General features: G+C 73.5%; 19 protein-coding genes and 1 tRNA gene. 14 read left to right on the plus strand and 6 right to left on the minus strand.

Features of this window, described 5'->3' with window-relative positions; translation table 11 throughout:
• Window positions 1–58 precede the first annotated feature (58 nt).
• The 3 genes from ACZLMO_RS00815 to ACZLMO_RS00825 are packed head-to-tail and all read right to left on the minus strand — an operon-like array spanning window position 59 to window position 2889.
• Window positions 59–997, minus strand: coding sequence for a hypothetical protein (locus ACZLMO_RS00815; protein ID WP_425714386.1), 939 nt, complete (start codon window positions 995–997; stop codon window positions 59–61).
• A gap of 15 nt (window positions 998–1012) precedes the next feature.
• Window positions 1013–1930: a hypothetical protein gene (locus ACZLMO_RS00820; protein ID WP_463652616.1), complete on the minus strand. Its 918-nt coding sequence runs from the start codon at window positions 1928–1930 to the stop codon at window positions 1013–1015.
• Window positions 1930–2889, minus strand: a complete 960-nt coding sequence (locus ACZLMO_RS00825) for a hypothetical protein (protein WP_463652617.1) — start codon at window positions 2887–2889, stop codon at window positions 1930–1932. The genes ACZLMO_RS00820 and ACZLMO_RS00825 overlap by 1 nt, the downstream gene beginning before the upstream one ends.
• 285 nt (window positions 2890–3174) lie before the next feature.
• Between ACZLMO_RS00825 and ACZLMO_RS00830 the strand changes: the two genes are divergently transcribed.
• The 4 genes from ACZLMO_RS00830 to ACZLMO_RS00845 are packed head-to-tail and all read left to right on the plus strand — an operon-like array spanning window position 3175 to window position 9538.
• Complete coding sequence (locus tag ACZLMO_RS00830) at window positions 3175–5472, plus strand: sodium-translocating pyrophosphatase (RefSeq protein ID WP_463652618.1); 2298 nt, start codon at window positions 3175–3177, stop codon at window positions 5470–5472.
• A gap of 9 nt (window positions 5473–5481) precedes the next feature.
• Entirely contained in the window at window positions 5482–7035 is a 1554-nt protein-coding gene (locus ACZLMO_RS00835; RefSeq protein WP_463652619.1) for a methyltransferase, read from the plus strand.
• Complete coding sequence (gene mtr / locus ACZLMO_RS00840) at window positions 7032–8471, plus strand: mycothione reductase (RefSeq protein WP_463652620.1); 1440 nt, start codon at window positions 7032–7034, stop codon at window positions 8469–8471. Before ACZLMO_RS00835 ends, mtr begins: the two co-directional genes overlap by 4 nt.
• 50 nt (window positions 8472–8521) lie before the next feature.
• A complete protein-coding gene (locus tag ACZLMO_RS00845; protein ID WP_463652621.1) occupies window positions 8522–9538 on the plus strand; it encodes an LLM class flavin-dependent oxidoreductase in 1017 nt (338 codons plus the stop codon).
• 9 nt (window positions 9539–9547) lie between these two features.
• Here ACZLMO_RS00845 and ACZLMO_RS00850 read toward each other — a convergent pair whose 3' ends face one another.
• Together ACZLMO_RS00850 and rlmC are read right to left on the minus strand one after the other, a co-directional pair.
• Window positions 9548–10114, minus strand: a complete 567-nt coding sequence (locus ACZLMO_RS00850; RefSeq protein ID WP_463652622.1) for a hypothetical protein — start codon at window positions 10112–10114, stop codon at window positions 9548–9550.
• 57 nt (window positions 10115–10171) lie between these two features.
• Window positions 10172–11317: a 23S rRNA (uracil(747)-C(5))-methyltransferase RlmC gene (gene rlmC, locus ACZLMO_RS00855; RefSeq protein ID WP_463652623.1), complete on the minus strand. Its 1146-nt coding sequence runs from the start codon at window positions 11315–11317 to the stop codon at window positions 10172–10174.
• 155 nt (window positions 11318–11472) lie between these two features.
• On the opposite strand from rlmC, the gene topA reads away from it, so the two are divergent.
• From topA to ACZLMO_RS00895, 8 genes are all read left to right on the plus strand, one after another.
• The gene (gene topA, locus ACZLMO_RS00860; protein WP_463652624.1) at window positions 11473–14211 is read left to right on the plus strand and encodes a type I DNA topoisomerase; all 2739 of its coding nucleotides are present in this window, start codon (window positions 11473–11475) and stop codon (window positions 14209–14211) included.
• Between the two features lie 62 nt (window positions 14212–14273).
• Window positions 14274–14954 (plus strand): dTMP kinase, encoded by a 681-nt coding sequence (gene tmk / locus ACZLMO_RS00865; protein ID WP_425714395.1) that lies wholly within the window; start codon window positions 14274–14276, stop codon window positions 14952–14954.
• Entirely contained in the window at window positions 14951–16213 is a 1263-nt protein-coding gene (locus ACZLMO_RS00870) for a DNA polymerase III subunit delta' (RefSeq protein WP_425714396.1), read from the plus strand. Before tmk ends, ACZLMO_RS00870 begins: the two co-directional genes overlap by 4 nt.
• A 182-nt stretch (window positions 16214–16395) precedes the next feature.
• Window positions 16396–17970, plus strand: a complete 1575-nt coding sequence (locus ACZLMO_RS00875; RefSeq protein WP_425714397.1) for an alpha/beta hydrolase — start codon at window positions 16396–16398, stop codon at window positions 17968–17970.
• A 154-nt stretch (window positions 17971–18124) separates the two neighbouring features.
• Window positions 18125–18197, plus strand: a tRNA-Thr gene (locus ACZLMO_RS00880).
• A 365-nt stretch (window positions 18198–18562) separates the two neighbouring features.
• Window positions 18563–18889, plus strand: a complete 327-nt coding sequence (locus tag ACZLMO_RS00885; RefSeq protein WP_463652625.1) for a hypothetical protein — start codon at window positions 18563–18565, stop codon at window positions 18887–18889.
• 386 nt (window positions 18890–19275) lie between these two features.
• The gene (locus ACZLMO_RS00890) at window positions 19276–19626 is read left to right on the plus strand and encodes a histone-like nucleoid-structuring protein Lsr2 (RefSeq protein WP_463652626.1); all 351 of its coding nucleotides are present in this window, start codon (window positions 19276–19278) and stop codon (window positions 19624–19626) included.
• Between the two features lie 105 nt (window positions 19627–19731).
• A complete protein-coding gene (locus ACZLMO_RS00895) occupies window positions 19732–20469 on the plus strand; it encodes a phosphoglyceromutase (RefSeq protein ID WP_425714400.1) in 738 nt (245 codons plus the stop codon).
• A 91-nt stretch (window positions 20470–20560) separates the two neighbouring features.
• On the opposite strand, the gene phoU is transcribed toward ACZLMO_RS00895, so the two are convergent.
• Entirely contained in the window at window positions 20561–21265 is a 705-nt protein-coding gene (phoU, locus tag ACZLMO_RS00900) for a phosphate signaling complex protein PhoU (protein ID WP_463652627.1), read from the minus strand.
• Between the two features lie 163 nt (window positions 21266–21428).
• Between phoU and ACZLMO_RS00905 the strand changes: the two genes are divergently transcribed.
• Window positions 21429–22643, plus strand: a complete 1215-nt coding sequence (locus ACZLMO_RS00905) for a sensor histidine kinase (RefSeq protein WP_463652628.1) — start codon at window positions 21429–21431, stop codon at window positions 22641–22643.
• Window positions 22643–23332, plus strand: coding sequence for a response regulator (locus ACZLMO_RS00910; protein ID WP_425714403.1), 690 nt, complete (start codon window positions 22643–22645; stop codon window positions 23330–23332). Before ACZLMO_RS00905 ends, ACZLMO_RS00910 begins: the two co-directional genes overlap by 1 nt.
• Window positions 23333–23396: the final 64 nt, after the last annotated feature.

A 23396-nucleotide genomic window follows, 5' to 3' on the forward strand; every position in this document is an offset into this window, starting at 1 on the left:
TGGCTGACGCTCGCTCGCCCGGCGTCCGCGTGGCTGACGCTCGCGCGGCGGTCGCCGTTCAGCCCGTGCCGGTGACGAGGTACTGGTTGTCGTGCGGGTACCTCGTGTCGGCCACGTGCAGCTCGCCGTCCTCGACCGTCAGCGGGATGTGGTCCGTCGACCAGGTTCCTCGCGGGCCGGACGCCTGCCCCGGCTCCGGCTCCAGGTCACCCCGGAGCACGAGCTGGTAGTCGCCGTCGGGCAGTCGGTCCCAGGCCGCCTCGTCCTCCGCGGCGAGCTCGGCAGGGCAGGCCCACGGCTCGATCTCGATGGTCGTGGTTGCCGGCTCGGAGCCGACGTCGACGGCCGGTTCCGCGGGGACGGCGGCGCTGACGGCGCCGTCGACGACGGCGTGCCCGACCCATCGCAGGGCCTCCGCGTCGCGGATCTCGACGGACACCTCCTCGAGGCGCTGCGTGGAGGTCGCGTCCTCGGGACCATGGAGGGTGAGCTCGAGCGCGAGCACGCCGTCGGCCGTGCGCTCGGGGAGCACCCGACGCTCGTAGGTCTGGACGAGCTCGGGGTCCGGCGGCGGAGCGGCCGTGCGCACCGTTGCCGACACGGGTGCGGCCCGGTGGCTCCCGTCGTCCACCACCTCGGCGACGTCGGCCGGTCCGCCCGCGTGCGCGCCGGCCGCCCCGGTGTCAGTGCCCGCCGGCGCGGAGCCGTCGATCTCGCCGTCGGTGCCGTCCGAGGCGCCGCTGCCGTACGCCTCCTCCCAGGTCCGGCCGCACTCGGTGCGCGCCACGTCGGTGACCTCGACCATCGGCTCCTCCGGGCCGTCCTCCGTGCTCTCCGTGCCTTCCGCGGGGCCCGTGCCGGTTCCGGTCGTGGTGGGCTCGTCCGTCCCGCCACCGCACGAGGCAGTGAGGAGAGCGAGGGCAGCCAGCGCGGGAAGTCCCCGCGTCCACGCGGGGCCTGGCGCTGTCGCCGTCCGGCGGGCGATCGCTCTCGACATCGTCGTCTCCTGTCGTCAGTACCCGTACGAGTTCGGTCCGTCGTAGCCGGCGCCGTCGACGACGCCGCCGGTGACGGTGACCCTGGTGTGGTCCTGCCCCCACATCGCGTGCCCGGTGCGGCCGTCCTCCGGCTCCTCGGCGGGCGCGAGGCTGCCGAAGATCGACAGGTCGTAGCTCCCGTCGGCGAGGGGGTCTGCCGTGAAGCTCGCTGCATCGCCGTCGGGGCAGGCCGCCGGCACCACCTCGACCGTGGTGGTCGTCCCCTCGGGGGACGGCGCGATCGGCTCGTCGAGCGGGAGGCGCTGGGTGAGCTCGCCGTCGTGCGCGGCAAAGCCGACCCATCGCTGGTCGTCGTCGGTCGTGAGGAAGGAGACCGAGAGGGACTCCGTGAGGTAGGGGTCGTCCCGCTCGGGGCCGGTGAGGGTGATCTCGAGCCGGAGGACCGGGTCGCCCGGGTCGGAGACGACCTCGACGCCGACCTCCTCGACGATCCCCTCGTCCGGCATGATGAGCGTCCGCGGGGAGGGCGTCGCGGATCGTGCCGGGTGCGCCTGTGCGCTCGCGGCCGGAACGGCCTCTGCCTCACCCGGGAGCCGGCCACCCACCTGCACGGGGCCACGCTCGGTGTCCTGCTCGCCGCTCCTGCCGCCGCCCGGACCGGTCGTGCCGGGCCAGTCGATGTACATGTCGGCGGTCATGCGCGTCTCGGTGCCGCACAGACCGTCCGCGCTCCCGCTCATCGTTAGCTGCTCGCCGTACGGGGCGGGCAGGTTCGTCACGCCAGATCCGCCGGAGCCCCCGGACCCGCCGCCCCCTCCCGTCCCCGGTGCCTCCGTGTCGCCGCAGCCGGCGAGGAGCAGCGCCGCGCCGAGCACCGCGAACCCCCGGCGCCGCAGCGCGATCCGGTTCCTGCCACCCGTGTCGGTACCCATCAGCCCTGCTCCTCCTCCGCGTTGGGGCCGTCGTAGCCGACGCCCGAGACCAGTCCGTCGGTCACCGTGACCGGCATGGGCTCCACCGCCCAGCTCGTGTAGAGGCTCGGGTCGTCGTCCTGCCGTTCCACGGGCTCCGCGGTTCCCTCGACGACCATGAGGTAGTCCCCGTCGGGCAGCGGCTCGGCGATGAGGACCGGCGACGGGTCGCCCGCCGCGGTCGGGGGCGGCGGGTCCGCCGGGCACCCGTACGGGGCCACCTCGATCCGCGCGGTGCCGCCCGCGGGTGAGACGACGAGCGGCTCGTCGAACGGCACGAGGTCGACGATCTCACCGTCGACGACGACGAACCCCCGGTTGGGACCCTCGTCGTCCGCCGGTCGGAACCAGATCCGTGCGGAGTCGGCCGCGTAGCGGGGCTCTCCGCTAGGCCCGGTGAGGGTGATGACGAGCTCGAGCACCGGGTCCGTGGGAGGGGAGACGACCTCGACGGCGACCCGCTCGACGACCCCGTCGGCAGGGGGGATGAAGGTGCGTGGACCGATGGTGGTGGCGTGGGCCGCCTGGACCGCCGAGACGACACGACCGGTCGAACCGGTAGTCGTCGAGGTCATCTCCGGCTCCGTCCCGTCGTCCCGCGGCGCGTCCGGGAGGTCGATCTGGGTGTCCGGCCCGTCGATGGCGGTCCCGCCCTCGCAGCGGGGCTCGAGCGCGATGCGGGGCACGACCGGCTCGCCGTAGGGCGCAGGGAGGCCGGACGCAGCGCCGGTTCCCGGCGCGGAGCTCCCCCCGGTCCCCGGTGCGGTCGACCCGCCGGTTCCCGGCGCGGTCGCGCCACCGTCGCCGCCGGTCGACCCCTCGTCCGCCCCCGCGCACGCGGTCAGCAGCAGCGCGGCGATCGCCGCGACGACCACGGCCGGGCGCCGGGCGCCCGGGCGTGGAGCTGGAGGGAGGGTCATGGACGCAGGATGATTGAACGTGCGCGGCTCCACAACGCCGTCCCGGGGGAGCGCTGACCGGGGAGCCCTGCCCCCGCCCGCGGCATGCCACACGCGTTGCGGCCGGCAGGCCGCGTCCGTCGTCGTCGGCGTGGCACGTCCACCAGGGACGACGCGCCCGCCGAGTTCGGTTAGTCTCCAACGAAGATCAGCCGGCCCCGGGGGCGGCCGCGACGATGCCGCCGACGGCCCCCGGGAACGGCTCTCGTCAGCGCCGTCCGCGGCGCACCTCACCGTGGAGGACCCGTGCAGGATCTGTCGACCTCGTCCCTCGTCATCGCCGTGTGCGTCGGAGTGCTCGCCATCGGGGCGCTCGCCTTCGCCCTCGTGCTGCGCCGCCAGGTGCTCGCCGAGCAGACCGGCTCGGAGAACATGGTCTCGATCGCCAGGGCCGTCCAGGAGGGGGCGTCCGCCTACCTCGCGCGCCAGTTCCGCACGTTGGGGCTGTTCGTCGTCGTCATCACGGGGCTGCTCCTGCTGCTGCCGGGGGACATGGACGTGCGCATCGGCCGGTCCGTCGCCTTCCTCGTCGGCGCCGTGTTCTCCGCGACGATCGGGTACCTCGGCATGTGGCTCGCGGTCCGCGCCAACGTGCGCGTGGCAGCCGCGGCGACCCGCGCGGACGGCCGGGCCGACGGCGCGCGGATCGCCTTCCGCACGGGTGGCGTCGTCGGCATGAGCGTCGTCGGGCTCGGGCTGCTCGGCGCCGCGCTCACGGTCATCGTCTACGGCCCCGAGGCCCCCACGGTGCTCGAGGGCTTCGGCTTCGGCGCCGCGCTGCTCGCCATGTTCATGCGCGTGGGCGGCGGCATCTTCACCAAGGCGGCCGACGTCGGCGCGGACCTCGTCGGCAAGGTTGAGCAGGGCATCCCCGAGGACGACCCACGCAACGCCGCGACGATCGCGGACAACGTGGGCGACAACGTCGGCGACTGCGCCGGCATGGCCGCCGACCTCTTCGAGTCCTACGCCGTCACCCTCGTCGCCTCCCTCATCCTCGGCCGCGCCGCCCTCGGCGAGCACGGCATGATCCTGCCGCTCCTCGTCACCGCGGTCGGCGCCGTCGTCGCCGTCCTCGGCGTGCTCACCACCCGCGTGCGCGGGGCGGAGTCCGGGCTCAAGGCCATCTACCGCGGGTTCTACACGGCGGCCGTCGCCGGCGTCGTCCTCGCCGCGATCGCCGCGTTCGCCTACCTGCCCGCCTCGTTCGCCGACACGCTCGGGACCACGGGGGCGATCACGGACGTCCCGATCGACGACCCCCGGGTCGTCGCCTCCCTCGCCGTCCTCATCGGCGTGGCGCTCGCCGGCGTCATCCTCTGGCTCACCGGTTTCTACACGGGCACCGGCACGAGCCCCACGCAGCGGGTCGCGGCCACCTCCCGGACCGGCGCGGCCACGGTCGTCCTCGCCGGCATCGGGGTGGGCTTCGAGTCCGCCGTCTACACCGCCGGCGTCATCGCCGCGGCCATCTGCGGCTGCTTCCTGCTCGCCGGCGGCTCCGTCTGGCTCGCCCTCTTCCTCGTGGCGCTCGCCGGCTGCGGCCTGCTCACCACCGTCGGCGTCATCGTCGCGATGGACACCTTCGGCCCCGTCTCGGACAACGCCCAGGGCATCGCCGAGATGTCCGGCGAGGTGGACGAGGCCGGCGCGCAGATCCTCACCGACCTCGACGCCGTGGGCAACACGACGAAGGCCATCACCAAGGGCATCGCCATCGCCACCGCGGTCCTCGCGGCGACCGCCCTGTTCGGCTCCTACGCCGACGTCGTCTCCACCGCCGTCGCCGACCTCGCCGCCGACGGCCGCGCCCAGGCCGGCGGCATCGTCGGCGCGATGATGAGCTACGAGCTCATCAGCCCCGTCACGCTCGTCGGCGTCATCCTCGGCGCCGCCACGGTCTTCCTCTTCTCGGGCCTGACGATCGACGCCGTCACCCGCTCCGCCGGCGCGATCGTGCGCGAGGTGCGTCGCCAGTTCCGCGACCTGCCCGGCATCATGACCGGCGAGCAGCGCCCCGAGTACGGGAAGGTCGTCGACATCTGCACCCGCGACTCCCTGCGCGAGCTCGCCACCCCCGGCCTTCTGGCCGCCCTCGCCCCGATCGCCGTGGGCTTCGGCCTCGGGGTCGGCCCGCTCGCCGGGTTCCTCGCCGGCACCATCGCCACCGGCGTCCTCATGGCCGTCTTCCTCGCCAACTCCGGCGGCTCGTGGGACAACGCGAAGAAGATCGTCGAGGACGGCCACCACGGCGGCAAGGGCAGCGCCCAGCACGAGGCCGTCGTCATCGGTGACACCGTGGGCGACCCGTTCAAGGACACCGCCGGTCCCGCCATCAACCCGCTCATCAAGGTGATGAACCTCGTCGCCCTGCTCATCGCTCCGATGGTCGTCGAGTGGTCCGTGCCCGAGGACGCCAACCACACCCTGCGGATCGTGCTCGCCACGGTGGCCGGTGCGGTCGCCGTCGGGGCCGTCCTGCTGTCCCGCCGGCGCGCGGTGCGCGAGGAGCAGCGCGAGCTCGCCGAGGCGGGACTCTCGTAGTCTCGACGGGTGCCCGAGCTTCCCGAGGACGTCCTCGCCGCCGCCTGGCGCCGGGTCGGGTTCACGCCCGACGGCGTCGCTCACCTCCTCGGCCCGCTCGCCGAGTCGCTGCTCGCCTCGGGCAACCGCGCGCCCGCGCTGCGCGCGCTCGAGCGCGCGGGTGAGGAGGTGGGGGCGAGCGCCGTGGGCGACCGCGAGCTCGCGGCCTGGGTGCGGCTGCTCGTCCTCGGGGAGAGCGTCCGTGCCGAGGATCTGTCCGGCGACGGCACCGACGATCCGTCCCTCGTCGTCGTGCTCGTCGCTCTCGGGATCGCGGCGTCCGACGGCGAGAGCGTCACCCCGCTCGTGACCGTCCGCCCGGTCGACCTGGGGGAGCGCACCGGATGGGCGCTCGCCGACCTTCTCGTCCCGGGCCGCGAGCCGGCGTCCGACCACGTCATCGGCATCGGTTCAGCCACGACCACCCTCGATGCACTCGCCGTGCGGCCGGCCGCCGGGGACCGCGTGCTCGACGTCGGCACCGGGAGCGGCTACCTCGCCCTGCGCGCCGCCGCGGCCGGGGCCCGGGTCGTCGCCACCGACGTCAACCCCCGCGCCCTCGCCCTGACCGGCCTCGGCGCGGACCTCTCCGGCCTCGCGGTCGACGCGCGACTCGGCTCGCTGCTCGCCCCCGCGCGCGGGCGGTTCGACCGGATCGTCTCCAACCCGCCGTTCGTCGTCTCGGGGCGCACGGGCGAGGGGGCGACGTACCGCGACGGCGGGGCCCCCGGGGACGCGCTCGTGGCCGAGCTGCTGCGCGGCGTCGGCGACCACCTCGAGCCCGGCGGCACCGCCCAGCTGCTCGCGAACTGGGAGGAGCGCGCCGGCGAGGACTGGACCGCGCGCGTCGGCGGCTGGGTGGACCCCGCGCTCGACCTGTGGGTCGTCCGTCGCGACTCGATCGACCCGGCCACCTACGTCGACACCTGGCTGCGGGACGGCGGCACGCACCCCGCCGCGGGCCGCGCGGCGTTCGAGGCGGCCGCCGAACGGTGGCTCGGTGACCTCGGGGCGCGCGGCGTGGCCGCGATCGGGATGGGGCACGTGACCGTGCGCCGGCCCGGCGTGGACGAGCCGGCGGGTGCGCAGTGGCGGCGCCTCGAGGACGCGCAGAGCCACGGCAGCGGACGGCTCGGCGACCACGTGGCCGCCGTCCTCGACGCCGTCGCGCGCCTTCGGCCCGCCCTCGACGACGACGACGCACTGCTCGCCGCGACCCTCCTCGTCGCCCCCGACGTCACGGAGGTCCGCCACCACCGCCCCGGCGCGGCCGAGCCCGAGGTCATCGAGCTCGTCCAGGGCGGCGGGTACGCGCGCACGGTCCGCGCGACGACGGGACTGTCCGCCGTCGTCGGGGCGTGCGACGGCGAGCTCCCGCTCGGCGTCCTCGTCGACGCGGTGGCCGGCCTGCTCGAGATTCACGCCGCGGACCTGCGGGCCGAGCTGACCTGGTGGCTGCGCGAGCTGCTCGTCACCGGGATGCTCGTCCCCACCACCGACCACACCGAGAAGGAGCACCCGTGACCGCCTCGACCACCACATCCTCCGCGCCCGCCGATCCTGCCGTGGACGCCCACTACGACCTGATCATCATCGGGACCGGGTCCGGGAACTCGATCCCCGGGCCGGAGATGGACGAGATGTCGGTCGCGATCGTCGAGGAGGGCCGGTTCGGCGGGACATGCCTCAACGTGGGGTGCATCCCGACGAAGATGTACGTCTACGCGGCAGACGTGGCCCACGAGGTCGCCGCCTCCGGCCGGCTCGGTCTCGACGCGCACGTGCACTCGGTGGACTGGCCCGGCATCGTCGAGCGGGTCTTCGGACGCCGCATCGACCCGATCGCCGCCGGGGGCGAGGAGTACCGCCGCGGCCCGCGCACCCCGAACATCGACGTCTACGACCAGCACGCCGTGTTCGTCGGGGACCGCACCCTGCGCACCGGGCAGGGGAGTGAGTCGAGGGTGATCTCCGGCGACCAGGTCGTCGTCGCCGCGGGCTCGCGGCCGTTCGTGCCCGAGGCGATCGAGGCCTCGGGCGTGCGGTACAGCACGAACGAGGACATCATGCGGCTGCCTGAGCTGCCGGCCTCGATCGTCATCCTCGGCGGCGGCTACATCGCCATGGAGTTCGCGCACGTCTTCGAGTCGCTCGGCACCGAGGTGACGATCGTCAGCCGGTCCCCGCTCCTGCGGCACCTCGACGCCGACCTGCGCGACCGGTTCAACGAGCTCGCCGAGGCGCGCTACGACGTTCGTGCCGGCCGGACGGTCACGAGCGTCGACGAGTCCGGAGGTGCGGTGCACCTGAGTCTCGACGACGGGACGACCGCGACGGGCGAGGTGCTCCTCGTCGCCACCGGGCGGGTGCCCAACGGCGACCGCCTCGACCTCGGCGCCGGGGGCGTCGCGACGACCGCGGACGGGCGCGTGTCTGTCGACGATTACGGCCGCTCGACCTCGGCCGAGGGTGTGTGGGCCCTCGGCGACGTCTCCTCGCCCCACATGCTCAAGCACGTGGCCAACGCCGAGGCCCGGGCGGTCACGCACAACCTGCTCCACCCCGGCGACCTGCGGCTCATGCCGCACGAGCACGTGCCCGCCGCGGTGTTCACCCACCCGCAGATCGCCACCGTGGGGCTGACCGAGGAGGACGCGCGGGCATCCGGGCACGACGTGGCGGTCAAGGTGCAGTCCTACGGGGACGTCGCCTACGGGTGGGCCATGGAGGACACCACGGGTATCGCCAAGCTCGTCGCCGACCGGACCACGGGCAAGCTGCTCGGCGCGCACTACATGGGGCCGCAGGCGTCGACCCTCATCCAGCAGATGATCACCGTCCTCGCGTTCGACCTCGACGTCCGTGAGGTCGCGACGCAGCAGTACTGGATCCACCCGGCCCTGCCCGAGGTCACCGAGAACGCGCTGCTGGGGCTCGAGCTCGACCGAACCGGCGCCTGATCGCTGCGAGCGCCCGGGAACATCGCGCCGCCCGATCCGTTGACCCTCACGTGAAGCGCATCGGATTCCTCTCCTTCGGCAACTGGCGGGACATCGGCGGCAGCGGTGTCCGCTCGGCCGCCGACGCCCATCTGCAGTCCATCGAGCTCGCCGAGGCGGCCGAGGAGATCGGCATCGACGGCGCCTACTTCCGGGTGCACCACTTCGCCCCGCAGCTCGCCTCCCCGTTCCCGCTGCTCGCCGCCGTCGCCGCCCGGACCTCCCGCATCGAGATGGGCACCGGCGTCATCGACATGCGCTACGAGAACCCCCTGTACCTCGCCGAGGAGGCCGCGGCCACCGACCTCATCGCGGGTGGCCGCCTCCAGCTCGGCATCTCGCGGGGCTCACCGGAGCCCGCCCTCGACGGTGCCGGTGCGTTCGGCTACCGGGCCCCGGAGGGCGGGACGATGGCGGACGTCGCCCGCACCAAGGCGGACATCGCGCGGCAGGCGATCCGCGGCGCCGGGGTCGTCATGTCGGACCCCAAGCAGACCGGCGAGAGCGTGCCGCTCGCCGTCCAGCCCCTGTCCGAGGGGCTCGACCGTCGCCTGTGGTGGGGTGCGGGCAGCCGGGCCACCGCGCGGTGGGCCGCCGAGGAGGGCTACAACCTCATGTCCTCGACACTGCTCACCGAGGACACCGGCGTGCCCTTCGACGAGCTCCAGGCCGAGCAGATCCAGGTCTTCCGCGACGCGTGGGCCGAGGCCGGCCACGACTGGACCCCGCGCGTGTCCGTCTCGCGCTCGGTGTTCCCGATCGTCTCCGACCTCGACCACCGCTACTTCGGGTCGCGCAGCGAGGAGAGCGAGGACCAGGTCGGCGTGCTCGAGGGCGTCCGCGCCCGGTTCGGCCGTACGTACGCGGGAGAGCCCGACGTCGTCGCCGCGGAGCTCGCCGCCGACGCCGCCGTCCAGGCGGCCGACACCCTGCTCGTCACGGTCCCCAACATGCTGGGCGTGGACTACAACGCGGCGCTGCTGCAGTCGATCGTCACGCACGTCGCCCCGGCCCTCGGTCGGGACTGAGCCGCCCGTTCAGGGGATGAAGCGCCCCACCCAGGCGCCGAAGCGCTCCTGGTGCCGTTCCCGCGCGGCCGTCACGATCGGCTCGGGGTCGGTCACCGGTTCCAGTCCGAGGGTGCCGCGCAGCCAGGCGACGTACTCGTGGTGGCGCCCGGAGTGCTCGTCGTCGTCCTCCCGGTAGTAGTCGACGTCGTCGAGATCGATCATCGGCTCGGCGTCGTAGCCGAGCAGCTGCAGGAGCTCCCGCAGGTTCTCGGCGACCACCTGGGTCCCGCCCTCGTCCCCGAGCGCGACGACGGGGCACTCGGTGAGCGGGAGACCCTCGGCGACCCAGAAGGCGTAGCTCGAACCGGACCCGGTCGCCAGGGCGAACGGGACGAGACCGCCGAGGAACTCCGGGTCGTCCGACCACGAGCTCAGCGCCTCCTGCGGGACGACCTCGAGCTCGAAGCCCTCGGCGTAGTACTCGCCCTCCCCGTCCTCGCGGGTGTCGAACTCCCAGAGCGCGGTCAGCTCGTCGGGAACCTCCCGGTCGCCGAGCTGCGCGACGTAGCTGTCGTAGGTGAGCACTGAGGTCATGAGGGGCACTTGTCGTCGCTGGTGCGGGGGGTCGTGGTCACGATAGCGGCGTCCCGCTCACGCCCGCTCGAGCAGCACCATCACCTCGTCGTGCGCCGTGTGCGGGAACATGTCGAACAGCCGCGCCGCCACCGGCCTGAGCGACGGCATGAGCGCGAGGTCCCGCGCGAGCGTCGTCGCGTTGCACGACGAGTAGAGGACGTGCCCCGTGGCCGACCCCTCGAGCCACGCAGCCAGCTCCGCGGACAGCCCGCGCCGGGGCGGGTTGACCACCACGAGGTCCGGGGCCGACGACGACGCCGCGGCCCAGGCGGTCGCGTCGCCGTCGTGGAAGCTCACCCGGGAGTCGAGACCGGCGCGCCTGGCGGCGCCGCGCGCGCCGGTGATCGCGTCCGCCGACGTCTCGATCCCCACGACCCGGGTGGCGGGTGACCCGCCGGCGATCGCGAGCGCGAACCCGCCCACGCCGCAGTACAGGTCCCACGCCGTCGTGGGCCCGATCTCCGCCGCCCACGCGGCCGCCTGGCCGTACATGGCCTCGGCGATCGCCGTGTTCGTCTGGAAGAAGGAGCGCGGCGGCAGCTCGAGGTCGAGCGGTCCGCCGGGCAGCGAGAGCCGCATCGGCAGCACCGACCGCTCGGTCAGCACGATCTCCTCGTCGCCCTCGAGCAGGGCGACATGGGTGGGGAGCAGGTTGACCGTGACGACGGCGAGGTTCGGCAGGGCCGCGAACAGCTCCGGCAGGTGTCGCCGGATCCGGCCGAGCCGGTCGCGCGAGCGGAGCACGAACCGGACCATCAGCTCCCCGTCCGGCGAGACCGTGACGAGGACGTGCTTGAGCTCGCCGCGCCGCCCGGGCACGTCGTAGGGGGTGAGGCCCGCGCGCGTGACGAGGCCCGCCAGCACCGGCAGGGCCTCGGTGATGGGCGGCGGGTAGAGGTGACATCCGCGCAGGTCCACCCCGGCGCCCGCCGGGTCGAGGATCCCGAGCGTCGGCGCCGCGGTCGTCCCGGCGACCACCATCTTCGCCTTGTTGCGGAACCACTCGTCCGCGGATGCGACCGGCTCGAGCCACGCGGTTGCCGGCACCGAGTCCAGCAGCTCTCGCCGGCCCGCCACCTTGGTGGCGAGCTGCTTCTCGTACGGGGTGCGCAGGAACGTGCACGAGCGGCAGCGGCCGTCGTCGAAGTACTCGCACCTCACCCGCGCACGGTAGCCCCGAACGACCCGCTTGACGCCGTCGCCTACCATCCGAGGAACCGGGCGACCGGGAGCGGTGCGCCGACGCGCTGTTACCGTCGGCCACAGACCCTCCGGCGCCCCGCCCCCTCACGCCACAGCAAAGGACCCTCCCGCGCATGCCCCGCAAGCTCGTCATCGTCGAGTCGCCCGCCAAGGCCCGCACCATCGGCGGCTATCTCGGCCCCGACTTCGAGGTCGAGGCCTCGATCGGGCACGTGCGCGACCTCCCGCAGCCCTCCGAGCTGCCCGCGGACATGAAGAAGGGCCCGTACGGGAAGTTCGCCGTGGACGTCGAGGGTGACTTCGAGCCCTACTACGTGGTCGACGCCGACAAGAAGAAGAAGGTCGCCGAGCTCCGCCGCAAGATGAAGGACGCCGACGAGCTCTACCTCGCCACTGATGAGGACCGCGAGGGCGAGGCGATCGCGTGGCACCTCCACGAGGTGCTCAACCCGAAGATCCCCGTGTACCGGATGGTCTTCCACGAGATCACGAACGACGCGATCAGCCGCGCGCTCGAGAACCCGCGCGAGATCGACGCCCCGCTCGTCGACGCGCAGGAGACCCGCCGCATCCTTGACCGCCTCGTCGGCTACGAGGTCTCCCCGCTGCTGTGGCGCAAGGTCCGCTCCGGCCTGTCCGCGGGCCGCGTGCAGTCCGTCGCCACGCGCCTCGTGGTCGAGCGGGAGCGCGAGCGGATGGCCTTCCGCGCCGCGTCCTACTGGTCCGTCAAGGGCACCTACTCCGCGACCGACGCCCCCGAGACGTTCGACGCCAAGCTCCTCGAGCTCGACGGCGCCCGCGTGGCCACGGGCCGCGACTTCGGCGACGACGGCGAGCTCACCGGGCGTGCCCGCGACGTCGTCGTGCTCGACGAGGCCGCCGCGACCACCGTGGCGGAGGCGCTCAAGGAGGCGACCACCGCCGTCGAGGGCGTGGAGACCAAGCCGTACCGTCGCCGGCCGGCGGCGCCGTTCACCACGTCGACCCTCCAGCAGGAGGCCTCCCGCAAGCTCCGCCTCGCCTCGCGCGAGACGATGCGCGTGGCCCAGGGGCTGTACGAGAACGGCTTCATCACCTACATGCGGACCGACTCGACGAACCTCTCGTCCGAGGCGATCGGGGCGGCCCGCCGCCGGGCCACCGAGCTCTACGGCCCGGCGAGCATCCCGGACAAGCCGCGGTACTACGCGGGCAAGGCCAAGGGTGCCCAGGAGGCGCACGAGGCGATCCGGCCCGCGGGCGACCAGATGCGCACCCCGGACGAGGTGGCCACCCAGCTCGACCCGGCCGCCCTGCGCCTGTACGACCTCATCTGGAAGCGCACCGTCGCCTCGCAGATGATCGACGCCACCGGGTCGACCGCCACGCTGCGCGTCGCCGCCGACCTCGCCGGCAGCCCGGCCGAGGCCGACCGGGCGATCCTTACCGCGTCCGGCACCGTCATCACCGAGCGCGGCTTCCTCGCCGCGTACGAGGAGGGGCGCGACGCCGAACGGCACAGCGACGCCGACGGGGACGCCCGCCTGCCCGACGTCTCCGCCGGGGACGTGCTCGAGGTCCAGGGCGCCGAGGCGTCCGGCCACGAGACCTCCCCGCCGCCGCGCTACACCGAGGCCTCGCTCGTCAAGGCGCTCGAGGAGCGCGGCATCGGCCGCCCGTCGACCTACGCCGCGACGATCGGCGTCATCACCGACCGCGGGTACGTCACGCGCCGCGGCCAGGCGCTCGTGGCGAGCTGGCTCGCGTTCTCCGTGGTCCGTCTCCTCGAGGAGAACCTCCCGCGGCTCGTCGACTACGACTTCACCGCGGAGATGGAGAACGACCTCGACAAGATCGCGTCCGGCGACCTCGACCGGGTCGACTGGCTCACCCACTTCTACCGCGGCGGCGAGGGCCGCGAGGGCCTGCGCGCCCTCGTCGAGGGCCTCGGCGACATCGACGCGCGCGCCGTCAACTCGATCGACATCGGCGAGGGGATCACGGTCCGGGTCGGCCGCTACGGTCCCTACGTCGAGGAGGCGCCGGCCGCGGACGCGAAGCCGGGGGAGGACGGCGCCGCGCCGGTGGGCCGCCGGGCGTCGATCCCCGACGACGTCGCCCCCGACGAGCTGACCGTGGCCAAGGCGAAGGAGCTGCTCGAGGCTCAGGCCGACGACGGGCGCGAGCTCGGGACCGACCCCGACTCGGGCCACACGATCATCGCGAAGAACGGGCGCTTCGGCCCCTACGTCACCGAGGTCCTGCCCGAGCCGGAGCGCACCGCGTCCGGCCGGAAGAAGCCGGGCCAGCCCAAGCCGCGGACCGCCTCGCTGTTCAAGGACATGGACCTCTCCACGATCGGCATCGACGACGCGCTCAAGCTGCTCTCCCTGCCCCGCGTGGTCGGCCAGGACCCCACGAGCGGCGACGACATCACCGCCCAGAACGGCCGGTACGGGCCCTACCTCAAGAAGGGCACCGACTCGCGCTCGCTCGAGACCGAGGACCAGATCTTCGGCATCACCCTCGAGCAGGCCCTCGAGATCTACGCCCAGCCCAAGCGCCGCCGGGGAGCGACCGCCCGGCCGCCGCTCAAGGAGCTCGGCACCGACCCGGTCTCCGAGAAGCCGGTGATCGTCAAGGACGGGCGGTTCGGTCCCTACGTCACCGACGGGACGACGAACGCCACGCTGCGCAAGGACGACCCCATCGAGACGCTGACGAACGAGCGCGCCTACGAGCTGCTCGCCGAGAAGCGGGCGAAGGGACCGGCCAAGAAGCCGGCGCGGAAGGCGCCTGCGAAGAAGCCCGCGGCGAAGAAGCCCGCCGCGCGGAAGCCGGCGGCCAAGAAGCCGACGACGGGGACGTCGTAGTTCCGTCCACAGGTGTCGGTGCTGCGGCGATCGGTGTGGGCCGGCGTCGTTACCCTGGCCCGGTGAGCGCACCCGTCGGACTGCTGATCTCCCTCGAGGGGGGCGACGGCGCGGGGAAGTCGACCCAGCAGGCCCTGCTCCTCACCTGGCTCGTGGCGCGGGGGCGCGAGGCCGTCGCCACGCGCGAGCCCGGCGGGACGCCGCTCGGCGCCGAGATCCGCCGCCTCATCCTCCATGGCGAGCACGTCGACCCCCGCGCGGAGGCGCTGCTCTACGCCGCCGACCGCGCCCACCACGTCGCCTCGCTCGTCCGCCCGGCCCTCGAGCGCGGCGCGGTCGTCGTCACGGACCGCTTCGTCGACTCCTCCGTCGCCTACCAGGGGGCCGCCCGGGACCTCGGGCCGGGCGAGGTGCGTGACCTCTCGGCGTGGGCCACAGGTGGGCTCACGCCCGACCTGACGATCCTGCTCGACGTCGATCCCACCGTCGCGGCCGCCCGCCGTGGCGGGGAGCCGGACCGCCTCGAGCGCGCCGGCGACGCGTTCCACCTCCGCGTGCGCGAGGAGTTCCTCCGGATCGCGGCGGCCGAGCCGGACCGGGTCGTCGTCGTCGATGCCGCCGGGACGCCGGACGAGGTGCACGCGCGGGTGCGCGTCGCCGTCGAGAGGGTGCTCGGGGGCGCGGCGCCCGGCGCCGTTCCGGGCGCGGACGCGGACACTGGCGGGGACGGTGACCGGCCGTGAGCGTCTGGGACGGCCTGGTCGGGCAGGACGCCGTCGTGGAGACGCTCCGCGGTGCCGCCCTCGCCGCGCGAGGCGCCGACGAGACCGGGGACGAGTTCTCCGCCGGTTCCGCCGACGCCCCGGCCACCGCCGCAGCGGCCCCGGCCCCCGCGGGTGGCGACACCGTCGGTGCACGGATGACGCACGCCTGGCTCGTCACGGGACCGCCGGGGTCCGGCCGCTCGGTCGCGGCCCGCGCCTTCGCCGCCGCGCTCATGTGCACCGCCCCGGGCGAGCCCGGCTGCGGCGAGTGCGCCGCCTGCACCACCGCGCTCGCGGGCACGCACGCCGACGTCACGGTGCTGGCCACCGAGAAGGTGACGATCTCGATCGACGAGGTGCGCGAGCTCGTCACCCTCGCGCAGCGCGCACCCGGGTCGTCCAGGTGGCGCGTCGTCGTCGTCGAGGACGCCGACCGGATGGTCGAGCGCACCTCCAACCTCCTGCTCAAGTCGATCGAGGAGCCCCCGCCGCGCACCGTGTGGCTGCTGTGCGCCCCGAGCCCGCGGGACGTCGTCACGACCATCCGCTCGCGGTGCCGGTCGATCCACCTGCGTATCCCCGACCCGGCCGCCGTCGCGGACCTCCTCGTGCGCCGGGACGGGGCCGACCCGGACGTCGCGCTCGAGGCCGCCCACGCCGCCCAGTCCCACATCGGGCTCGCCCGGCGCCTCGCCCTGCACGAGGACGCGCGGGAGCGGCGCCGTGACCTCCTGCGGGTCCCGCTCGAGCTCCGGTCCGTGGGCGACGCCGTCCTCGCCGCCGCCCACCTCGTGGAGATTGCGGCCGCCGACGCCGCGGCGTCCACCGAGAACCGCAACGCCGCCGAGCGCACCGAGCTGCTGCGCACCCTCGGGGCCGAGGACGGCGGGCGGCTCCCGCCGGCGCTGCGCGCCCAGGTCCGCCAGCTCGAGGAGGACCAGAAGCGGCGCACCACCCGCGCGCAGCGCGACGTCCTCGACGGCTCCCTGCTGGCGCTCATGTCCCTCTACCGGGACGTGCTCCTGCGACAGCTCGGGTCCACGGTCGAGCCCGTCAACACCGCGGCCGCCGACGTCGTGGCCGAGCTCGCCCGCGGCTCCACCGCCGAGACGACGCTGCGGCGCCTCGACGCCGTCTCCACCGCCCGCACGCGGCTCACGCTCAACGTGCCGCCGCTGCTCGCGACCGAGGCGCTCATGGTCGAGCTGTGGTCCGGCACGGACCTCGAGCGCGTCTGACGCGTCGGCGCCGGCGGCCCCCCGCGGGGGGTGGCGTCGACCCCGGCCGGGCGCGGTGCCGACCGGCCCCACCAGGCACGCAGCCGCCGTCCCCCGACCGCCCGGACGCGCAGGTGGGACGGGGAGTGGTGCCCTGCGGGGCTGATCGCCGCCGGCCCGGCACGTGCCTTAGGTTGGTCGGCATGCCGAGGCTCCTTCGAATCGTTCCCGCGCTGGCTGCTGCCACGCTCGTCCTGGCCGCCTGTGGTGGGGAGGTCGACGACCCGACGACGGACCCCGGCAGCGGTGGCGAGTCCGGCTCGGAGTCCGGGTCGGGCGCAACCGGCAGCGGCGCGGGCGAGGAGATGCCGCCCGTGCCCGAGGGGCTCGAGACCTACTACGAGCAGGACGTCGAGTGGACCGACTGCGGTGAGTTCGAGTGCACCGACATCGAGGTGCCGCTCGACTACGACGCCCCCGACGGCGAGTCGATCACCCTGGCCGTCAAGCGGCTCCCGGCCTCCGACGGCGAGCCGGTGGGCTCGATGCTCATCAACCCCGGCGGCCCCGGCGGCTCCGGCGTCGAGTTCGTCGAGTACGCCACCTCGTCGATCTCGCCGGAGGTCACGGCCGCGTACGACATCGTCGGGTTCGACCCGCGCGGCGTGCAGAACTCGACCCAGATCGACTGCGTGGACGACGCGGAGCTCGACCGCCTGCTCTCGGAGGACTACCCGGACACGCCCGAGGGCGACGCCGACTGGCAGGCCGACGCCGAGCTCATCGGCGCCGGCTGCGAGGCGGAGTCCGGTGACCTCGCGGGCAACGTCGACACGGTCTCGGCCGCCCGGGACATGGACGTCCTGCGCGCGGTGCTCGGCGAGACCCAGCTCGACTACCTCGGGTTCTCCTACGGCACCCTGCTCGGCTCGACCTACGCCGACCTGTTCCCGGAGAACGTGGGCCGCATGGTCCTCGACGGGGCGCTCGACCCGACCTCGTCCGGCTTCGACATCACCGTCGGCCAGGCCGGCGGCTTCGAGGGCGCCCTGCGCGCCTACATCGAGGACTGCCAGTCCGGCGCGCTGTGCCCGCTCACCGGCTCGGTCGACGACGGCGCCGCCCAGATCGTCGAGCTCCTCGAGTCGGCGGAGGCCAACCCCCTGCCGACGAGCGACCCGGACCGGCCGCTCACCCAGGCGCTCGCGCTGACCGGGATCATCCTGCCGATGTACGACGAGTCGTCCTGGCCGATGCTCACCGCGGCCCTCCAGGCGGCGATCAACCTCAACGAGGGCACCGCGCTGCTCCAGTTCGCCGACATCTACAACACGCGCAACGACGACGGCAGCTTCGCGGACAACTCGACCGAGGCCAACTGGGCGATCAACTGCCTCGACTACCCGACCGTGGAGCACACGCAGGCCGAGCTCGACGAGCAGGTCTCCCAGCTCGAGGAGGTCGCCCCGACCTTCGGCCAGTTCTTCGGCGGCGAGAACGACCTGCTCTGCCTCAACTACCCGCACGAGTCCGAGCGCGAGCCCGGCCCGGTGGCCGCAGAGGGCTCCGGCCCCATCGTCGTCATCGGCACGACGGGCGACCCGGCCACCCCGTACGAGTGGGCGGTCGGCCTCGCCGACCAGCTCGACGAGGGCGTCCTCGTCACGTACGAGGGCGAGGGGCACACGGCGTACGGCCGTTCCAACGAGTGCGTCCAGGGCGCCGTCGACGAGTTCTTCCTCGAGGGCACGCCGCCCGAGGACGAGCTCACCTGCTGATCGGCGCGGGGGAGTGCCCCCGGGCGTGACGCGCGGTGAGAGCGCCCGGGCGTCCTGCCCGGGGAGCGTGCCCGGGTGTGACGCATGGCGCGTCGATCCGGCTGCGTGGGTGCGTCGTCCGCGGCTAGCATGGACGGCGCTGCCACGGCAGCACGCCGCCTTAGCTCAGTCGGTAGAGCGATTCACTCGTAATGAATAGGTCGGGAGTTCGATTCTCCCAGGCGGCTCGGAACAGGCCCCTGACCGGCGATCCCGCCGGTCAGGGGCATTTCTGTCCCGGCTCGGTCGAGGCTCGGTACCTCCGGCTGCAGGTGCAGCGGGCCGTGACGCGGCGCGCTTCTTCATCGGGTCGTTCGCGTCACCGAAACCGACCGCGCGCCGGTGGGCGGTGCCCGACGACGTCGTCGACTCCGCCCGTGGTTGCCGTGCGGCGTGTACCGCGAATCGCTGATCGCTCTCGTCGTGGCGGTCGAGGAAACCGTTTCCGGGTCCGTGCCGGAGCGGTCGTGCGCGCATCGCCGGGCACTCCGCACGGCCCGCTGCTCGGCGCACCGGCCTGACCTCCACGTTATCCGGGGACTATCCTGGCTGCGTGGACTACGTGATCGCCCTGGTGCCGCCGATCGGACTGCTGATCGCGCTCGTGGTGATCGTGCGCGCATTCCTCGGTGCGGATCGTTCCGAGCGGGAGGCCGAGAAGGCATTCCGGGAACGGCACCCCGATCTCGATCTCGCCTCGCTCCCGGCGTCGCCGTCGAGCGTCGCCGGCGCTCTGGCCGCCGAGGAGCGGGCTGCGTCGGAGCAGGGTGCCGGTGAGGCCCCGCACGGACGATCTGCGGGGTCGGCGGCCGCGGACGAGGCATCGGAGGCCACGGACCAGCCGGCGGTTCCTGAGCGCCCCGAGAGCTCCGTCCGCTAGGTCCGAGGACGAGGGGAACGCCCGGCCGCCGCCGACGTGCTCGTCTGCGGAACCCCGGGGCCCGGCATTCGGCCGCCGTGGATCGGACGCCGCAACGAGAGCCCCCGGGGCCGTGAATTGTTCGTCGAATTGCTCACATGGCGCCCGTGAGGTGCTCGAGCAACCGTGCCCGATCTGCCGTGATGCCATTGATGGCCGATTCTCGGACGGGAGAAGCACATATTGTTCGGGGTGGCCGACACCTTCACCGGTGTGTGCAAATTCATTCCCGCACCGCGATCGATCGAATGCCGTGCATTCGACGTGACACTGATCGATGAATGCGTTTATGCTTCAAGTAGCCGATTGACGACCTGTGATCGGTATGAATCCCGGGGAGGGGCATCATGGTTCGCCAGACTATTACCAAGCTCATCGACGATATCGACGGAACGCCCGCCGACAGCACTGTCACCTTTGCTCTCGACGGTGAGCGTTTCGAGATCGACCTCTCGGACGCGAACGCCGCCAAGCTGCGCGAGTCCTTCGCGCCGTGGGTCGCCGGTGCGCGCCCCGTGCGTGGCGGCGGCGCCCGTCGGTCCGGTGGGGCCGCACGCTCCGGCGGTCAGCGCCGCTCGCGCAGCCAGAGCGCGTCGGAGGCGCAGGCCATCCGCGAGTGGGCGCGCGAGAACGACATCGAGGTGAGCGACCGCGGTCGCATCAAGGCCGAGATCGTCGAGCAGTACAACAACCGCTGACCCGACCGGTCGGCCGAGGGGCGGCCCGCGGACATCAGTCCGCGGGCCGTTCCGCGTCCGCGGCCGGGCCCCTCCCTCCCGGGTGATCGGTGGAAGGATGGAGCCATGAGCTACCGACTTGTCCTGCTCCGCCACGGCGAGAGCGAGTGGAACGCCAAGAACCTCTTCACCGGCTGGGTCGACGTCCCCCTGTCGGAGAAGGGCGTCGAGGAGGCCCGCCGCGGCGGCACCCTGCTGACCGACGCCGGTGTGCGCCCGGACGTCCTCCACACCTCGCTGCTGCGCCGCGCGATCATGACCGCCAACCTCGCGCTCGACGCCGCGGACCTCCACTGGATCCCGGTCCACCGCCACTGGCGCCTCAACGAGCGCCACTACGGGGCGCTCCAGGGGAAGAACAAGAAGGAGATCCGCGACGAGTACGGGGAGGAGCAGTTCATGCAGTGGCGCCGCTCCTACGACGTGCCGCCGCCCCCGATCGAGGCCGGCTCCGAGTTCAGCCAGGACGCCGACCCGCGCTACGCCGGCGAGCCCATCCCGGCCGCCGAGTGCCTCAAGGACGTCCTCGAGCGCGCCCTGCCGTACTGGGAGGACGCGATCGTGCCTGACCTCAAGGCCGGCCGCACCGTCCTCGTGGCGGCCCACGGCAACTCCCTGAGGGCCATCATCAAGCACCTCGACGGCATCGACGACGAGACGATCTCGGGTCTCAACGTGCCCACCGGCATCCCGCTGCTCTACGAGCTCGACGAGGACCTCCGGCCGCTGACGCCGGGCGGCCAGTACCTCGACCCCGACGCCGCCGCCGCGGCGATCGAGGCCGTGGCCAACCAGGGCCGCTGACCCCGAGCTCTGTCCGACGCACGAACGACGGCGCCGCCCACCCTCTCGGGTGGGCGGCGCCGTCGTTCGTGGCTCTGGCCGCGCGGACGGGTCAGAGACCGCCGGTCTGCTCGTCGGTGGTCCCGGCCTGGCCGGGCTCCCCCTCGCTGATGGCGTCCGTCGTCGTACCCGTGACGAGGTAGTTGATGCGGTGGGCGGCCGAGACGCCGTGGTCGCCGAAGCGCTCGAGGTACCGACCGATGAGGATGACGTCGACGATCTCCTGGCGGCTGAGCTCGATCGAGTCGTCGAGGACGGTCTCGAAGGTGCGCAGGTGGAGGTCGTCGAGGATGTGGTCCTTCTCCTCCAGCTCGCGGGCCTTGTCGAGGTCGGCCCCGCGGACGAGCTCGACGACGTCGGCCGCGACGCGGACCGCCTCGTCGGCCATCTGGACGAGCAGCTCGTGCGCCGCGCCGCCGACCACCTGGTCGGGGAAGCGGCCGCGGGCGACGAACGCGACGTGCTGGGCGAGGTCGCCCATGCGCTCGATCGTCCCGGACAGGCGCAGCGCCGAGATGACCTGGCGCAGGTCGCGCGAGACGGGCGCCTGCAGCGCGAGGAGCGCGATGCCCTGCTCGTTGAGCTGACGGTCGAGCTCGTCGATGCGGTCGTCGGCGTCGATCACCTGCTCGGCGAGCTGCAGGTTGGCGGTGCGCAGCGACTCGGCGGCCTTGGTCATGGCCTGGCTCGTGGCCTCGGCCATGCGGACGAGGTTGTCCTGCAGCTGCTCCAGGTCGTGCGTGAAGATCTTGCGCATGGGTGGCCTCCGCGGCTCTCGAGATGGCGACCGCATCGCGGCCCCACGGTCCAAGGGTAGCCAAGCCGCGCCCGGTGAACATGTGGTGGACGGGCGGTGGCCCGGGGGGAACGCCGCGGGGCGAGGTCGGTGAACGTCCGTGATCCAGCCTAATCTCGTGGGCGTGCACGACTCCTGGCAGCTCTGGGTGGTCGCCCTGCTCGGACTGATCGTCGGGCTCGGGGCGGGTCTCGCCCTGCGCTCGTCGGACCGCGAGCGCGACGCCGAGCTCGAGCCGGCGGGCACCGCGCCGGGCCTCGACGACGACGTCATCTCGGTCCTCACGGTGCTGCCCCAGTCGATCGTCGTGCTCGACGCCGACGACGACGTGGTGCGCGCCTCCTCGGCCGCCTACGGCTTCGGCCTCGTGCGCCACGACCGCCTCGCGCACGCCGAGCTCGCCGAGATGGTGGCCCGGTTGCGGCGCGACGGGCAGATCCGCGACGCCGAGCTGGCACTCCCGCGCGGACCGGTGGCCGGTGCCGGCACGGTGCACCTCCAGGTCCGGGTCGCCGCGCTCAAGGGCGGCCGGGTGCTGCTCCTGGCCGAGGACCGCACGCGCGCGAGGCGGGTGGAGGACATGCGCCGGGACTTCGTCGCGAACGTCTCCCACGAGCTGAAGACCCCGGTCGGCGCCATCGCGCTGCTCGCCGAGACGATGGACGACGTCGCCGACGAGCCGGACAGCGTGCGGCACTTCGCCGGGAAGATGGAGACCGAGTCGCGGCGCCTCGCCGAGCTCGTGCAGGACATCATCGATCTCTCCCGGCTCCAGGAGCCCGACGCGCTCGTCGACCCGGCGGTCGTCGAGGTCGACGAGGTCGTGGCCGAGGCCGTCGACCGCGTCCGTGTCGAGGCCGACGCCCGCGAGGTGTCGATCCGCTCCGGCGGCGCGCAGGGCCTGCGCCTGTACGGCGACCAGGGCATGCTCACCACCGCCGTGCGCAACCTGCTCGACAACGCCGTGCGGTACTCGCTGGCCGGCTCGACCGCGTCGGTCGGGGTCTCCCGCGCGGACGGTCTCATCCGCATCGCCGTGGTCGACCAGGGCCCCGGGATCCCCGCGGACGCCCGCGACCGCGTGTTCGAGAGATTCTTCCGCGGCGACCTCGCCCGGTCCCGCGAGACGGGTGGCTCCGGCCTCGGCCTGAGTATCGTCAAGCACGTCGCGGCCGACCACGGCGGTCGCGCCGAGCTGTGGTCCACCGAGGGCCGGGGCTCGACGTTCACGCTCGTCCTGCCCGAGGCCCAGGAGCCGGGCCCCACCGAACCATCCGACGACGAGGGCGACGCCACCGGCGGCGACCCCGGTCGACCGCCATCCGAGGAGGAGCGCTGATGACGAAGATCCTGCTGGTCGAGGACGAGCAGACCTACCGCGAGACGCTGACGTTCAAGCTCGAGCGGGACGGGTTCACGGTGGAGGCCGTCGGCGACGGGACCGAGGCGGTGGCGGCCTACGACCGGCACGGCGCGGACCTCGTCCTGCTCGACCTCATGCTCCCGGGCCTGTCCGGCACCGAGGTGTGCCGGCAGCTCCGGCAGCGCTCGCAGGTCCCGGTCATCATGCTGACGGCGAAGGACTCGGAGATCGACAAGGTGGTCGGGCTCGAGCTCGGCGCCGACGACTACGTGACCAAGCCGTACTCCTATCGCGAGCTCGTCGCGCGCGTGCACGCGGTCCTGCGGCGCGGCCCGGCCGTCGAGGCGGGGGAGTCGTCCGTGCTCACCGTCGGCCGCGTCCGGATGGACGTCGACCGGCACGAGCTCACGGTCGACGGCGAGTCGGTCGCCATGCCGCTGCGCGAGTTCGAGCTGCTCGAGCTGTTCCTGCGCAACCCGGACCGGGTGCTCACCCGCGGCCAGCTCATCGACCGCATCTGGGGCCCGAACTACCACGGGGACACCAAGACGCTCGACGTCCACGTCAAGCGCGTGCGCGGCAAGATCGAGGTCGACCCGGCGCACCCGCAGATGCTGCACACCGTGCGCGGGCTCGGCTACAAGCTGGTCACCGACGGCGACTGAGCTCGGCGTCGTCGCGCAGGGGAGGGGCGGATGCCCCGCCCGGGCCGGCGGTCCTGCGGAGGGC

This window comes from Georgenia sp. G2120 (assembly GCF_055326485.1).

What these genes read in the sequence shown, in the direction of transcription:
- ACZLMO_RS00820 (WP_463652616.1), bottom strand. Translation starts at nt 1,930, where the DNA reads ATGGGTACCGACACGGGTGGCAGGAACCGGATCGCGCTGCGGCGCCGG.
- ACZLMO_RS00875 (WP_425714397.1), top strand. Translation starts at nt 16,396, where the DNA reads ATGCCGAGGCTCCTTCGAATCGTTCCCGCGCTGGCTGCTGCCACGCTC.
- ACZLMO_RS00850 (WP_463652622.1), bottom strand. Translation starts at nt 10,114, where the DNA reads ATGACCTCAGTGCTCACCTACGACAGCTACGTCGCGCAGCTCGGCGAC.
- ACZLMO_RS00825 (WP_463652617.1), bottom strand. Translation starts at nt 2,889, where the DNA reads ATGACCCTCCCTCCAGCTCCACGCCCGGGCGCCCGGCGCCCGGCCGTG.
- topA (WP_463652624.1), top strand. Translation starts at nt 11,473, where the DNA reads ATGCCCCGCAAGCTCGTCATCGTCGAGTCGCCCGCCAAGGCCCGCACC.
- ACZLMO_RS00895 (WP_425714400.1), top strand. Translation starts at nt 19,732, where the DNA reads ATGAGCTACCGACTTGTCCTGCTCCGCCACGGCGAGAGCGAGTGGAAC.
- phoU (WP_463652627.1), bottom strand. Translation starts at nt 21,265, where the DNA reads ATGCGCAAGATCTTCACGCACGACCTGGAGCAGCTGCAGGACAACCTC.
- ACZLMO_RS00910 (WP_425714403.1), top strand. Translation starts at nt 22,643, where the DNA reads ATGACGAAGATCCTGCTGGTCGAGGACGAGCAGACCTACCGCGAGACG.
- ACZLMO_RS00815 (WP_425714386.1), bottom strand. Translation starts at nt 997, where the DNA reads ATGTCGAGAGCGATCGCCCGCCGGACGGCGACAGCGCCAGGCCCCGCG.
- ACZLMO_RS00890 (WP_463652626.1), top strand. Translation starts at nt 19,276, where the DNA reads ATGGTTCGCCAGACTATTACCAAGCTCATCGACGATATCGACGGAACG.